At 36.5% G+C, this 14,590-nt stretch carries 19 protein-coding genes; 18 read left to right on the top strand and 1 reads right to left on the bottom strand.

Annotated elements, in window-relative coordinates; all coding sequences use genetic code 11:
• Positions 1-17 precede the first annotated feature (17 nt).
• Positions 18-944 carry an ABC transporter ATP-binding protein gene (locus K6959_RS11675; RefSeq protein ID WP_163243199.1) on the top strand — a complete coding sequence of 309 codons (927 nt, stop codon included), beginning with the start codon at positions 18-20 and terminating at the stop codon, positions 942-944.
• Entirely contained in the window at positions 937-1,893 is a 957-nt protein-coding gene (locus K6959_RS11670) for an ABC transporter permease (protein ID WP_163243200.1), read from the top strand. Before K6959_RS11675 ends, K6959_RS11670 begins: the two co-directional genes overlap by 8 nt.
• Before the next feature lie 65 nt (positions 1,894-1,958).
• Here the strand turns inward: K6959_RS11670 and K6959_RS11665 are convergent, their stop codons facing one another.
• Positions 1,959-3,242, bottom strand: coding sequence for a replication-associated recombination protein A (locus K6959_RS11665; protein ID WP_223088371.1), 1,284 nt, complete (start codon positions 3,240-3,242; stop codon positions 1,959-1,961).
• 165 nt (positions 3,243-3,407) lie between these two features.
• Between K6959_RS11665 and K6959_RS11660 the strand changes: the two genes are divergently transcribed.
• The 16 genes from K6959_RS11660 (at position 3,408) to K6959_RS11590 (ending at position 14,588) form a co-directional block, all read left to right on the top strand.
• A complete protein-coding gene (locus K6959_RS11660) occupies positions 3,408-4,106 on the top strand; it encodes a YczE/YyaS/YitT family protein (protein ID WP_223086574.1) in 699 nt (232 codons plus the stop codon).
• Positions 4,103-4,528 (top strand): cysteine metabolism transcriptional regulator CymR, encoded by a 426-nt coding sequence (cymR, locus tag K6959_RS11655; RefSeq protein ID WP_163243202.1) that lies wholly within the window; start codon positions 4,103-4,105, stop codon positions 4,526-4,528. The genes K6959_RS11660 and cymR overlap by 4 nt, the downstream gene beginning before the upstream one ends.
• Before the next feature lie 69 nt (positions 4,529-4,597).
• Positions 4,598-5,740 (top strand): cysteine desulfurase family protein, encoded by a 1,143-nt coding sequence (locus K6959_RS11650; protein WP_223086573.1) that lies wholly within the window; start codon positions 4,598-4,600, stop codon positions 5,738-5,740.
• 5 nt (positions 5,741-5,745) lie between these two features.
• Positions 5,746-6,861 (top strand): tRNA 2-thiouridine(34) synthase MnmA, encoded by a 1,116-nt coding sequence (mnmA, locus tag K6959_RS11645; RefSeq protein ID WP_223086571.1) that lies wholly within the window; start codon positions 5,746-5,748, stop codon positions 6,859-6,861.
• 108 nt (positions 6,862-6,969) lie between these two features.
• Positions 6,970-7,635: a tetratricopeptide repeat protein gene (locus K6959_RS11640; protein ID WP_163243205.1), complete on the top strand. Its 666-nt coding sequence runs from the start codon at positions 6,970-6,972 to the stop codon at positions 7,633-7,635.
• A 24-nt stretch (positions 7,636-7,659) separates the two neighbouring features.
• Positions 7,660-10,065 (top strand): SF1B family DNA helicase RecD2, encoded by a 2,406-nt coding sequence (recD2, locus tag K6959_RS11635; protein ID WP_223086569.1) that lies wholly within the window; start codon positions 7,660-7,662, stop codon positions 10,063-10,065.
• Positions 10,066-10,097: 32 nt separating this feature from the next.
• On the top strand, positions 10,098-10,574 hold the full coding sequence (locus K6959_RS11630) for a PRC-barrel domain-containing protein (RefSeq protein WP_163243207.1): 477 nt from the start codon (positions 10,098-10,100) through the stop codon (positions 10,572-10,574).
• Between the two features lie 11 nt (positions 10,575-10,585).
• Positions 10,586-10,777, top strand: coding sequence for a hypothetical protein (locus tag K6959_RS11625; protein ID WP_163243208.1), 192 nt, complete (start codon positions 10,586-10,588; stop codon positions 10,775-10,777).
• A gap of 29 nt (positions 10,778-10,806) precedes the next feature.
• The gene (locus tag K6959_RS11620) at positions 10,807-10,941 is read left to right on the top strand and encodes a YrzQ family protein (RefSeq protein WP_163243209.1); all 135 of its coding nucleotides are present in this window, start codon (positions 10,807-10,809) and stop codon (positions 10,939-10,941) included.
• Between the two features lie 135 nt (positions 10,942-11,076).
• The gene (locus K6959_RS11615; protein ID WP_163243210.1) at positions 11,077-11,598 is read left to right on the top strand and encodes a GrpB family protein; all 522 of its coding nucleotides are present in this window, start codon (positions 11,077-11,079) and stop codon (positions 11,596-11,598) included.
• Positions 11,599-11,875: 277 nt separating this feature from the next.
• Positions 11,876-12,223 carry a DUF4176 domain-containing protein gene (locus K6959_RS11610; RefSeq protein ID WP_223086567.1) on the top strand — a complete coding sequence of 116 codons (348 nt, stop codon included), beginning with the start codon at positions 11,876-11,878 and terminating at the stop codon, positions 12,221-12,223.
• 41 nt (positions 12,224-12,264) lie between these two features.
• Positions 12,265-12,636, top strand: coding sequence for a hypothetical protein (locus K6959_RS11605; RefSeq protein WP_223086566.1), 372 nt, complete (start codon positions 12,265-12,267; stop codon positions 12,634-12,636).
• Between the two features lie 27 nt (positions 12,637-12,663).
• Positions 12,664-12,942: a hypothetical protein gene (locus K6959_RS11600; protein ID WP_223086564.1), complete on the top strand. Its 279-nt coding sequence runs from the start codon at positions 12,664-12,666 to the stop codon at positions 12,940-12,942.
• Between the two features lie 96 nt (positions 12,943-13,038).
• On the top strand, positions 13,039-13,167 hold the full coding sequence (locus tag K6959_RS19195) for a hypothetical protein (RefSeq protein WP_262421776.1): 129 nt from the start codon (positions 13,039-13,041) through the stop codon (positions 13,165-13,167).
• 174 nt (positions 13,168-13,341) lie between these two features.
• Positions 13,342-13,563, top strand: a complete 222-nt coding sequence (locus K6959_RS11595) for a hypothetical protein (protein ID WP_223086563.1) — start codon at positions 13,342-13,344, stop codon at positions 13,561-13,563.
• Positions 13,551-14,588 (top strand): pre-toxin TG domain-containing protein, encoded by a 1,038-nt coding sequence (locus K6959_RS11590; RefSeq protein ID WP_223086561.1) that lies wholly within the window; start codon positions 13,551-13,553, stop codon positions 14,586-14,588. The genes K6959_RS11595 and K6959_RS11590 overlap by 13 nt, the downstream gene beginning before the upstream one ends.
• Positions 14,589-14,590 lie beyond the last annotated feature (2 nt).

The following is a 14,590-nucleotide window of genomic DNA, read 5'->3' as shown; positions in this document are numbered from 1 at the left end:
ATAGGAGGTAGAACGGAATGAAGTCATTAGTTGAATTGAAGGATGTCACTAAAACGATTAAAGGAAAAACAATTATTGATTCACTTAGCTTTGATGTGTATGAAGGGGAAGTATTTGGATTTCTAGGACCGAATGGTGCAGGGAAAACGACAACGATTCGAATGATTGTGGGCTTAATTAGTATGACAAGCGGAAATATTAGCATTTGCGGATCTAGTATAAAAACTCAATTTGAACAAGCAGTGCGGAATATTGGTGCAATCGTAGAAAATCCTGAAATGTATAAGTTTTTGACTGGATATCAAAATTTACTTCATTTCGCAAGAATGACAAAAGGGGTAACAAAACAGAAAATTGACGAAACAGTTCAACTTGTTGGCCTTACAGACCGTATTCATGAAAAAGTAAAGACGTATTCTCTTGGAATGAGACAAAGACTTGGAGTGGCTCAAGCGCTTTTGCATGACCCGAAGGTTCTTATTTTAGATGAACCGACAAATGGTTTAGACCCAGCTGGAATTCGAGAAATCCGTGATTATATTAGAAAGCTGGCAAAAGAAAAGCAAATGGCTGTTATCGTTTCTAGTCATTTATTGGCGGAAATGGAAATGATGTGTGATCGAATCGGTATTATTCAAAAAGGAAAACTTGTTGATGTTCAAATGGTGCACGATATTGTTGCTGATTCCGATAAAATATTTGAATTTGAGGTACAGCCAAAAGATAAAGCATTTAAGCTTATCAATAGTCTTGATGTTGGAGTCAACATCAAACTATTAGAACAAGGATTCACTATACAATTGAAAAAGGAACAAATACCGCTTATTGTAAAATCGCTCGTTGAAACCGATATCCAAATATTTGGTGTTAAAGAAATAACTAAGACGTTGGAAGAGCGCTTTTTAGAAGTTACGTCTGCTGAGGAGGTCGCTGCTCATGCTTAATTTAATCCGCAATGAGTTAATGAAAATTTTTAAACGTCCTGGAACGTATGTAATGATCGGTTTAATTATACTTTTAACGATCGTAACAGGAATATTCATAAAATATGCAAATGATCATACAGAAGTTCCGCAAGGGCATGATTGGAAAGCAGAGCTTGTCGCACAAAATGAAAACTATAAAAAAGATATCGAGGAATTTAAAAACAATAATCCCATGTTGGTAAAAAACTTAGAACGGAATATTGCTATTAATGAGTATCGAATAGAGCATAATCTTTCTCCTAATGAAAAGTATACAATGTGGGGATTTATTGAAGATTCAGCCCAAAATATTCAAGTGATCGGCATGTTTGTAATTATTATTGCAGCGGGGATTGTTGCCAGTGAATTTAGCTGGGGCACAGTTAAACTGTTACTTATTAGACCAATAAAACGAAGTAAAATTTTAGCTGCTAAATATATGACTGTGTTTATATTCGGAGCTATACTGTTAGCTATTTCGTTTCTATTCTCGGCGATTAGCGGAGCACTTTTATTTGGAATGCCTGAAGCGCCGGTTCCACATCTTGCGTACATGAATGGAGAAGTAGTGGAACAGCCGATGGGAGTTTATCTTCTTATTTACTATGGTCTTAATTCAATCGACATAATCATGTTGGCAACGATGGCATTTATGATTTCGGCAGTATTTCGAAATAACTCTTTAGCAATTGGTATTTCATTATTTTTGTTATTAATGGGAGGTAACTTAACACAGTTACTAGCATTAAAGTTTGATTGGGCGAAATATATTTTATTTGCCAACACAAGATTAATGGACTACTTTAACGGAGAACCAATGGTTGAAGGAATGACGCTTACTTTTTCAGTTGTCATGCTCGCAATTTACTTCTGCCTGTTTCATTTTTTAGCTCTGTATATTTTTAAAAAGCGAGATGTGGCCGCGTAATAGTGAACTTCATGTTAAAGGGTACAGGGGCTGTCCAAGTTAACAGCTCCTGTAAAGTTATTATGTTATAATTTTTTTTTTGATGACTGTTGCTTTCGAATTTTTTCATATATCGAAGCTAATGCTAGTTCAAATTTTCCAGTATGTTTTGGTTCATAGTACGTACGATGTTTAAGTGGATCAGGTAAATATTGCTGCTTAACCCAGCCATTTTCATAATCATGAGGGTACAAATAATCAATTCCCCGCCCAAGCTCTCGTGCACCTTTGTAATGAGCATCTTTAAGATGTGCGGGTACTTCTCCGCTTTTGCCTGAGCGAATATCAGCAAGAGCTGCATCAATTGCTTTATATGCGGAATTAGACTTTGGTGAAAGACACAATTCTATTACCGCATTTGCTAGCGGGATGCGTGCTTCCGGAAATCCGACCCGTTCTGATGTTTCAATAGCCGCTAATGTCCTTGGGCCTGCCTGCGGATTTGCAAGACCAACATCTTCGTAAGCAATGACAAGCAGTCTTCTTGTAATGCTTTGTAAGTCTTCGGCTACAATTAATCTTCCTAAATAATGAAGTGCTGCGTTAACGTCGCTACCCCTTATCGATTTTTGTAGTGCTGAAAGGACATCATAATGGGCGTCCCCATTTTTATCGTGAGTAAAGCTCTTCTTTTGAATGCACTCTTCAGCAGTGTGTAAATCAATGTGAATTGTCCTATTCTCATCTTCTTCTGTCGATAAAACTGCTAGTTCTAATGCATTTAAAGCTGAGCGGACATCTCCGTTTGAAGCAGTTGCTAAGTGTGTCAACGCTTCATCAGTCATGTGAATTGTTTTATTTCCAAATCCCCGTTCTTTATCTGTTAATCCATGAACTAAAGCTGTTTTGATTTCATCAATTGATAAAGGGTGTAACTCAAATATTTGACAGCGACTTCTTATCGCCGGGTTTATTGAATGGTACGGATTACTTGTTGTCGCACCTATTAATGTGATCATGCCATTTTCTAAAAATGGAAGCAAAAAATCTTGTTTCCCTTTATCTAAACGGTGTACCTCATCTAAAAGAAGAATGACTTTACCGGACATTTTAGCTTCTGCAGCAACAATTTCGAGATCCTTTTTATTGTTTGTTACTGCGTTTAAAGTTCTGAACGCATATGTTGTACTTCCAGCAATGGCACTTGCGATTGAAGTTTTTCCAATTCCGGGAGGACCATATAAAATCATTGATGAAAGCTGTTTTGCCTTTACCATACGATAGATAATCTTATCTTCACCAACAAGGTGCTGTTGACCGATCACTTCATTTATTGTTCTGGGTCGCATTCGATACGCTAACGGTTTTATACTCATGTTCAATCTCTCCATTGTATTTAACTCATATTTCAACTATACAACAAGAATTCTAAAAATGCATTTGAAGGCCTAATATGCTATAATGTCAAAAGTCTATCTATTTACTAGTTATTACTTGTTAAATGATTATCCAGAGCACAGAGGATGGAGAGCTTAATGGTTCAAAAAAAGAAAGGTCAAGTTGGTCCACGCTTCATCATGTACATTCTAGGGCTGCTCATTATGTCTCTAGGAATCGTTTTACTTATAAAGGCTGCCCTTGGAGCAACTCCTTGGGATGTGTTTCACGTCGGTCTATTTTTACAATTAGGTTTAACGATTGGCTCTTTGTCAATCATTGTTGGTGTGTTCATTTTACTTGCAGCGTCTATAATAAGTAAAGAATTACCTCAAATTGGAGCCTTATTAAATATGTTATTAGTTGGTGTTTTTATCGATTTATACTTACTTCTTCCTGTCATTAAAACACCAATTTCTTTCTTAGGAAAAACTACAATGTTAGTTAGTGGGATCATCTTAATTGGTTATGGGATGGGTCTTTACATTTCTGCGGGATTCGGAGCTGGCCCGCGCGATAGCTTAATGATCGCCTTAACGTCAAAAACAGGGTGGAAGATCGGTCATGTAAGGTCAATAATGGAAATCATTGTTCTTATGATCGGATGGTTATTAGGAGGCCCAGTGTCCATTGGAACAGTTATATTTACGATTGTAATCGGTCCAATTGCTAGCATTGCGATTCCTCAATGTGAAAAGTTTACAAACACTTTTTTAAAACGGCTTAAAAAACGGCAGAAAAATTTATCCCTTTCCAAACAACACGATAAATCAATAAATCGAGGTGCAAATGTATGAAAATTTCAACGAAAGGAAGATACGGACTTACAATAATGATTGAGTTAGCACGAAAGCATGGGGAAGGTCCGATCTCATTAAAAACGATTGCGCAAATGAATGATCTATCTGAGCACTACTTAGAGCAAATTATTGCCCCCCTGCGTAATGCAGGTTTAGTAAAAAGTATTCGCGGAGCATATGGAGGATATATTCTGAGTGATATTCCTTCAAAAATTACTGCTGGAGATGTCATTCGTGTATTAGAAGGTCCAATCAGCCCTGTAGAGGGAATTGAAGATGAAGAACCTGCCAAACGAGAGCTTTGGATTCGGATTCGTGATGCTGTAAAAGATGTGTTAGATAATACTACTTTAGATGATTTAGCTAGTTATACAGGTACAGGTGACGGTGAAAGTGATCCATACATGTTTTATATTTAAATATTTTCTTTTTATGTCTTTCTAATAATGGAAAGATTGTATTTTTTAATAGTTGAAGAAGGTGAAATGATGGAACGTATCTATGTCGATCATGCTGCGACTTCTCCGCTTCATCCTAATGTAATTAAAACAATGCTGTCAGTCATGGAAAACGAAATTGGAAATCCATCAAGTATTCATTCGTTTGGACGAGAAGCTCGACGGCTTGTCGACGAGGCGCGCGAAGTTCTAGCAAATTCCATTCATGCAAGTGAAAAAGAAATTATTTTTACAAGCGGTGGATCAGAAGCCGATAATTTAGCATTAATCGGAATATGTGAAGCTTATAAAGAAAAAGGACGTCACATTATAACCACTTCTATTGAACACCATGCTGTTTTACATACATGTGAACAATTAGAGAAAAGGGGTTATGAGGTGACGTATTTACCTGTTGATAACACAGGTGTTATTTCTGTTACAGACTTAAAGCGTGCACTGCGTAACGATACAATTGTTGTATCTATCATGTATGGGAATAATGAAGTTGGTACAATACAGCCAATTAAAGAAATCGGTCAGTTGTTAGAACATCATCAGGCAAAATTTCATACTGATGCAGTCCAAGTTTACGGGATAGAGAAAATTGATGTTAATGAGCTTAAAGTTGATTTATTATCAGTTTCAGCGCATAAAATAAATGGTCCGAAAGGAATTGGCTTTCTTTATGTAAGAGATGGCATTCAGCTTGTTCCTGCAATATTTGGAGGAGAACAAGAACGAAAGCGCCGAGCAGGGACGGAAAACGTTGCAGCAATTGCCGGTTTTAAGGAAGCTGTATTAATAGCTCAAAGGGAATTAGATAAAAGACGTATACAATATCAGTCGTATAAAAAGCTAATACGCGATTATTTTCAAAAAGAAGAAATTAATTATCATATAAATGGTAAATGTGAGCAAACGCTGCCGCATATTATGAATATTAGCTTTTCTGGAATCAATGTCGAAGCGATGCTTGTGAATTTAGATTTAGCTGGGGTTGCCGCTTCTAGCGGTTCGGCATGTACGGCAGGTTCAATTGAACCATCCCACGTTCTAGTTGCAATGTTTGGAAATGAGTCTGAAAGAATTCATACTTCAATTCGATTTAGCTTCGGATTGATGAATACAAGAGAGCAAATTGAACAGCTTGCAAAGATCGTTGCAATAATTGTTAAACGGTTAATGAGGTGAAATAAATGAATAAGGCGTCCAAAGATACACGGGTTGTTGTCGGAATGTCTGGAGGAGTAGATTCATCAGTAGCTGCGTTATTGTTAAAAGAGCAAGGTTATGATGTAATTGGGATCTTTATGAAAAATTGGGACGATACAGATGAAAATGGTGTTTGTACGGCAACAGAAGATTATAATGATGTTATCCGTGTTTGTAATCAAATTGGAATACCATATTATGCTGTTAATTTTGAAAAACAATATTGGGATAAAGTATTTACGTATTTTTTAGACGAATATAGAGTGGGCAGAACACCAAATCCTGATGTAATGTGTAATAAAGAGAGTAAATTTAAAGCCTTTTTAGAACATGCTTTACATTTAGGTGCTGACTATTTGGCTACCGGTCATTATGCCCAAGTCAAATTTGTTGATGGTGAGTATAAAATGCTGAGAGGCTTTGATAAAAATAAAGATCAAACATACTTTCTTAATCAGTTAAAGCAGTATCAGCTTGAAAAAGTTATGTTTCCAATTGGCGGATTAGAGAAAGCAAAAGTCAGGGAAATTGCAAAAGAAGCAAATCTTGCAACTGCCTCTAAAAAAGACAGCACTGGAATTTGTTTTATTGGTGAACGAAACTTCAAAGAATTTCTAAGTAACTATTTGCCGGCTCAGCCAGGGAATATGGAGACTTTGGATGGGGAAGTTAAAGGAAGACATGACGGACTTATGTACTATACAATTGGCCAGCGGCATGGACTCGGAATCGGTGGCGCTGGTGATCCGTGGTTTGTCATTGGAAAGGACGTAAAGAAAAATATTCTTTATGTTGGGCAAAATTTCCATAATGATAAACTTTATTCGACTTCAATCATCGCCACTCATGTAAGCTGGACATCAAATAAGAAAAAACCAGCTGAATTCCATTGCACAGCTAAGTTTCGTTATCGGCAGCCAGATCATCATGTGACGGTTTCTTTTCTTGATGATCAATCTGTAAAGGTTGTGTTTCGTGAACCGATTCGTGCAGTAACCCCTGGACAAGCCGTCGTCTTTTATGATGGTGAAGAGTGTTTAGGCGGGGGTACTATTAATGAAGTATTTAAAAATGGCGAAAAACTTACGTACGTTGGTTAAGAGATAAAACCTCGATTTTCTTTTGTAAAATCGGGGTTTTTCATTGTAGATATGAACGTAAAATCGTTAAAGATGCTATAATTCTTTTAGAAATGGAGTGAATTTTAAATGGATAAAAACCAACTTGGTATTAAATATATGAAAGAAGGAAATTGGGAGGAAGCGATAAAAGCATTTAATGAAGCAATTGAACAAAAACCGAATGAACCTGCGGCTTATATTAATTTTGGAAATGTTCTTACTGCTGTCGGTGAATCAGAGCGAGCGTTAAAGTTTTTTGAAAAGGCCATTGAACTTGATTCAAATGCAGCAGCAGCCTATTATTGCGCAGGAAATATGTACTATCAGTTAGAACGTTTTCATGAGGCGAAACAAATGTTTGAAAAAGCAATGAAAATAAATCCTCATGATGGGGATACATATTTTCAACTTGGAATGTCACTTGTTCAGCTCGATCAATCCCGCTTTGCTCTACCATATTTACAAAGAAGCGTAGAACTAAATGAACGGGATAGCGAAGCTTGGTTTCAATACGGATTATGCTTGGCAAAATTAGGACTGATTGATGAGGCGATCAATCAGTTTGAACAATGTGTACAAATTGATCAAAATCACGCTGATGCTTATTATAATTTAGGTGTAGCTTTCGGTTATAAAGAAGACGATAAAAAAGCACTTGCGATGTTTAATAAAGCATTACAAATTCAGCCAGATCACCTTCTTGCAAGTTACGGAAAAAAGTTAATTGAAAAGGAAGGCAACGGTTTGCATTAATGTTTTTTGAAAGGAGCAGACATGATGGAAAAGCAAAGCTCACTTCATTTGTTTGAAGAACAAAAAAAAAATATAAAGGGGCGCCATCTTGTCACGATTTTTCATAATGAGCAAAATTTATATACTGTATTGCGAATCCGTGTAGAAGAAACAAATCTTGCTTATGCTGAAAAAGAGGCGGTTATTACCGGTTATTTTCCCGTTGTTCATGAGCAAGAAACGTATTTTTTTTATGGGGATTTAACAGAACATCCGAAATTCGGGACGCAATTTCAAGCAAGTCATTACAAAAAAGATATTCCGCAAACAAAACAAGGAGTTATTAATTATTTGTCGAGTGAGCTTTTTCAAGGAATTGGGAAAAAAACGGCTGAAAATATCGTAAGTGCATTAGGTGAAAATGCGATTAGCCGTATTTTAAATGAACCATCTCTTCTAGATGGAGTACCGAAGCTGTCTCCAGATAAAGCAAAAAGTTTATATGATAAGTTAAGAGACCATCAAGGGTTAGAACAAATCATGATTGCTTTAAATCAATATGGATTCGGTCCGCAGCTTTCCATTCGTATTTATCAAATGTATAAAGAAAATACGTTAGAGATCATTCAAAGAAATCCTTATAAACTTGTTGAAGATATTGAAGGGATTGGTTTTGGACGGGCAGATGAATTAGGGCATCAGCTTGGAATTAGCGGAAATCATCCTGATCGGATAAAAGCCGGTTGTTTGTATACACTTGAAACAGAATGTATGCAAGAAGGTCATGTTTATGTTGAGGCGAAAGAGTTACTTGAAAAAGTAAAAACTCTTCTCGAAGAAAATAAGCGAGATATGATCGAATATACAGATATATCAAATGAACTCATTAAGCTTGGAGAAGAAGGAAAGCTTATTATAGAAGAGACAAGAGTTTACTTACCATCCCTTTATTTTTCTGAGAAAGGATTTGTAACGAATATTAAGCGAATTCTTACTCAAACTGAATATAACGAACAATTTCCTGAATCAGAATTTTTACTTGCTCTAGGAAAGTTAGAAGAAAGATTAAATGTGCAATATGCTCCGTCACAAAAAGAAGCAATTCAAACAGCTTTAATGTCGCCAATGATGATTTTAACTGGGGGACCCGGTACCGGGAAGACAACGGTTATTAAGGGGATTGTTGAGCTATATAGTGAATTGCACGGATGCTCCCTAAACCCTAAAGATTATAAAAAAGATGAACTCTATCCATTCTTACTAGCTGCCCCTACAGGACGAGCTGCAAAACGAATGAGTGAATCAACAGGGCTTCCAGCAGTAACAATTCATCGTTTGCTCGGTTGGAATGGAACAGATGGTTTTACGTATGATGATAACAACCATCTTGAAGGAAAAATTATTATTATTGATGAAACTTCAATGATAGATATTTGGCTTGTACATCAACTGTTTAAAGCATTACCTAATCAAATTCAAGTAATTCTTGTTGGAGATGAAGATCAGCTCCCATCAGTAGGACCAGGACAAGTCTTAAAAGATCTTCTCCGTTCCGAACGTATTCCAACTGTGCGGTTAACAGATATATATCGTCAAGCAGAAGGATCTTCAATTATTGAGCTCGCTCATAAAATAAAAGTCGGTAAAATTCCTGAAACGGTTTCCGCTCAACAAGTTGATCGTTCCTTTATAAAATGTTCAGCGGTACAAATTCCTGAGGTAGTTAAAAAAGTTGCATTAAATGCTAAGAAAAAAGGGTACAGTTCAAAGGATATTCAAGTATTAGCGCCAATGTATCGGGGACCGGCTGGGATAGACCGCCTAAACGCCTTGTTACAAGAAATCTTTAATCCAAATGATGGAACCCGAAAAGAAATAAAATTTGGTGAGATGAAATATCGGATTGGCGACAAAGTTCTTCAACTTGTTAACAAACCGGAAAATCATGTTTTTAATGGTGATATTGGGGAGATTGTTTCGATTTTTTATGCTAAAGAAAATACAGAAAAGCAAGATATGGTAATCGTATCGTATGACGGAGTTGAAGTGACCTATACAAAGCAAGATTTAAACCAAATTACTCATGCCTTTTGCTGCTCCGTTCATAAAGCTCAAGGAAGTGAGTTTCCGATTGTCATTTTTCCGATCGTTAAAAGCTATTATCGAATGTTAAGAAGAAATTTAATTTATACTGCGATCACAAGAAGCAAACAATTTCTCATTTTATGTGGAGAAGAAGAGGCGCTGCGGATTGGTGTAGAGCGAATAAACGATCAAGTTCGAAAAACAACGCTTTATGAAAGGCTGCAAGATGGAATTTTAGAGGATCAAGGGGTAGCTGTTGATGAAAAAGGCATCTATCAATTAAGTTATGAAGAACGAATGATGAATACAGACCCGCTGATCGGAATGGAAAACGTTTCACCTTATGATTTTATGGAGGATAGGTGAAACTAAAAATGTTCCGAAAGGTGGGATAATCTTTGCGGACATTTTCGTTGCTAAAAGGCCTGCCAATTTATGAGCTATCAACCGGTTCTAAGATCGGAGAAGTATGTGATTTAAGTATTTCTGATCAAGGAACTGTCAATGGTTTGCTTATTAAAAACGGAGCATTCATCAAAAAAACACGGTTTATTCATATTTCCAATGTTCATTCTTTCGGTCATGATGGTGTAATGGTCGAAAGTATGAGTAAACTTGAGCCGATACAAGAAAATGTCGATTATACATTTCAACATCATCGTCATTTGTTAGGAAAAGAAATGTTAACGACTGAAGGAGAGCGTCTCGGTTTATTAGAGGATGTATATTTTTTGGAAGAAATGGGCACAATTATAGGGTATGAATTAACGGATGGCTTCTTTTCAGACATCATGGAAGGGAAGCGAGTGGTTAAAACCGTAAATCCACCCTCAATTGGGAAAGATGCCATCATCGTAAATGTAGATAAAGAGTGAGGTGCCTTTCCATGTTCATTTGTCCAAACTGCCAAAGTAAAAACATTGGAAAAATTGGGGTAAACCAATATTATTGTTGGCATTGCTTTATTGAGCTTTCCTTATCAAATGGTATCATTCATACGCATCAAGTAGAGGAAGATGGGACATTAAGTTCACTGGATGATTTATTTGATGAAAATGATCGTCGATACAGCATGTAGCACACAATTCATTATTAGAGGTGAAAAAAATGAATCGAATGTTAACCTCTGCATTGGCAATTGGTGCCGGAATGGCAGCATATAACTATGCCCGAAAAAATAACCTGATTTCGACTAGACAAATGAAAAGAATCCGAAAAACAGTATCGAAAATGTTGTATTAACATCTAACCCGTACCAATAATTGGTGCGGGTTTTTTGATTGCTGTTTTATATCATTGATTAATCTTGTTGTAACCATTTGATATGATATGATGTAGTGGTAATTTTACTAAATGACTTTAAAAGGGGTTTCAAAGATGAGAAAAGTCGAGGTCAAGCCATATGATGAGCAATGGATTTCAATGTTTGAAACAGAGGCGAAAAAGTTACTTCATATTTTTAATGCTGAAATAATTGAAATTCATCACATCGGGAGTACGTCAGTAGGTGGGTTAAAGTCAAAGCCGATCATTGATATCATGCCTGTCGTTAAAGATATAAAACAGATTGATCAGTTTAACAATAAAATGATCCTGATTGGTTATGAATCAAAAGGGGAAAATGGAATAGCAGGTCGTCGATATTTTGAAAAGGGAGGAGCTCAGCGAACACATCACGTTCATATGTTTGAAATAGGTGATTCACAAATTGAACGTCATCTTGCTTTTCGTGATTATTTACGTATACATCAAGACGTTTCACAAAAGTATGGAGACTTAAAAGAGGAGTTATCTAAATGTTTCCCAGATGACATTGCCTCCTACATGAAAGGGAAGGAACAACTAGTGTTAAAGATTGAACGAAAAGCATTAACTTGGTATAAAAGTGTTAGAAAGTAGTTGTGGAATATGTTTATTTATCGAATCAATTGGTATCCCAGAATCGCCAGGTGAGTTAGCTGTTATAGTAATATACATGTATTAGATGATGACATAGACATAAAATTAGTGAAATTAAATCATATCCAATAAAAGAATGATTAGTTAAGATGATAAAATACCTATTTTTTTTTTTTCAAACGACAAAAAATATTGACGATAGAGTAATAAATTATTAATATTAGTAACAATATTGTCATCTTACATACTAAAATTAAACATATTTTTGCCGAAGATTATGACGTGCAGAATCCGCTTTTTTAATGAAGATGAGGTGAAAACAATGTTACCGCTTGGAAGCATCGTTCTATTAGAACGTGGAGAAGAAAAGTTAATGATTATTGGTCGGAAACCAATTGTTGAAAATATAAATCATGAAAATGTTTATTTGGATTATATGGCATGTCGCTATCCTGTCGGAATGGCAGAAGATGAAGTATATTTTTTCAATGATGAGGATATTGAAGAAGTGATATTTTACCGGATATGCCGAAGCGGAAGAAGCACAGCTTCTACATTTTATAAAAGATTGGGAACAACTGACACCGTTAAAAAAAGGACGAGTAAACGACGAGTTTTTAATTGAATAAAAAAGGCACTATAGATGAAGGAAAGGGGACGAAGAGGATGGATTATGATACACGGATTCGCCGTTTAGAAACTGCCATTCAACAATTATCAAATCTTGACGGCATTGATCACGTTTGTCTAGCACCAATCAGTTCAAGCGATTGGAATCATAGTCTAGCAAAAACAGCGTCGGAGGACCTATTTGAAAGATTAGATACGTTTCTCCTTCATTATGATCAAAAGTATAGCGCCTTGTTGACTGTATTGCGTACACGAAAACAAACGTTAGAAATGGAGAAAATGTCCTCTTATCATGATCATGCGAGGAAATTAGTAGGGATTCCGCAAGCGGAACGCTCGCTTTATGTAACGACAACGAAAATCGATCCGAGTGTCAAAACAATGCTCGTGAAAGGTGGATATGTATGACGACAGCTGGAAAAGGCAGCGCCAACATTGAATATGATTCTGAAAAAAACAATGACTGGGATGACGAAAGTACAAACGCAATTAGATGCGTTCATTGATTCAACAAATCGGATCGTCTCTAAGTTTAACTTAGTTTTTGCCGACTTATCCGGGGAATCGATTGAAAGCTATCAAGAAGTTGTTCAACAATATGTCGAAGGAACAAAATTAGCCGAGCAATATATTGAAAAATTGCTTCATCTCATCCAAATGACAGATGCCGAAATAGTAACTGCCGAACAAAAAAAAAAAAAATATGTTCGATAGAGAAGGGTGATGTAAATGGGACAAATTAAAATTGATCCTGAGCGCATAGAGGAATGATATCAAACACTTTTCGAAGAGCGATTTCAAGCTGAATCGATGATCGGGACGCTCATTCAGTTTAAGCGAAATTTAGAAGAACAAGGATTTGAGCATACAAGCTTAGCAGGCATTCATCATTATGTCGATTCGCTCATTAACTTAATGGAAGTTTTAGCAAATAAATAATATCGTCACACTCCAAGATAATGCTTCAGAAATGGCCACTCAATTTACGAACACAGACGCAGAATTAGCTGCAATGTATCACACATCAAGTTCAGACACAACAAGCTATCAAACTTACGAAACGAAACAAATGGAAGATCTATATGGGAAACTAGATTAGCAGGAGGTGACCCAGTGGGAAAACTAATCGTTCACACAGAAGAAATAGCAGCATATTTAAAAAAGATGTACAGGCATTATGAACAGCAAGCTGAAACCATCGAAAGTCAATTAGCAGTGCTCCGTGAAGCTTCTCATCTTCTTGCCCCAGAAGATCTCGCTGCGGTAGAATATGAGATGGACGCGGTTAAGCAAAAAGGGAACGAATTTATATCAACGAAAAAATGCCGTCCTTAGAGCAAACCCTTTCTACTGCAAAACCAATCGATCCTTATTTAGAAGCGATATCAAACATTAACGCATTTTTAAGTCAACATAACATTCCAGAATTTAATCAAATGATTCGCACCATTCAGCCTGTTAATCGAACAACACAAGTAAGCGAAGGAATAACGCTTAAGGGCTTTCTTCAAGGAACTGGGGAAGTGATTGGAGTAAACGATCTTTACCGAGCGTTTAATGGGAAAGATCCATTCACAGGGAAAAAACTTAGCTTTCCCGAATGGCTCGAGGCAGTTGGCTGGACTGTTTTAACAGTCGCACCACCTAGTTGGTTTATCAGAACCGGGAGAGCCGGAAAAGCGGCAAAAGGAATGTTAGCATTCCAAAACTCGACTCGAATTCAAGCAAGGAAAAAACTAGCGCAAGTCAGTGAAATGTCAAAACTGTCTCTCCGGACAGTGAAGGATACGGGAAAGCAAATCACCCAAAAAGAGCTAGAAAGAATTCGCCAGTTCATCGATACATATTCCCCATTCATTGGAAACCGCCTCATGCCAGCATATGCGACAGGTGTGGTCGGAACTCGCGGAGTGAGATTAGCTGAAGAGCAAATTTATCGGATTAGCGGGGGCAAATTGTCGGTAGGTGTGGGTGGAACTGGTAAGAAGGCTAGTGGAGCTAAGGATATTAAATCATATCAAGACTATAGAATGTTTTTAATTAAAGATGATATAATTGAAAACTCTAAAGCTATTATTCCTGGTAAGAACTTAAAGGATCCTAAAGTAATTTCCGAATTGACTAAAAATGGTAGCTTGATATCTGATTGGGCTAAAATGGAATCAATCTATAGCTACGAAACATCTATGGGAACTGGGAAAATTCACTATTATAGAAATTTGGACACAGGTGATATTAGCTATTATGATGTAAAAATGAAAGTACCGATTCCTAGAGATTTGAAAAAAAGAAACGGAATAACAGATAATTTTTGGATTATTGATTTAGATGAAAATTTTATTCCAAAAGGGGTTAGGTAATT

The sequence above is a fragment of the Bacillus aquiflavi genome, assembly GCF_019915265.1.
GTDB lineage: Bacteria > Bacillota > Bacilli > Bacillales > Cytobacillaceae > Bacillus_BT > Bacillus_BT aquiflavi.
This window is presented reverse-complemented; position numbering and strand designations above follow the sequence as displayed.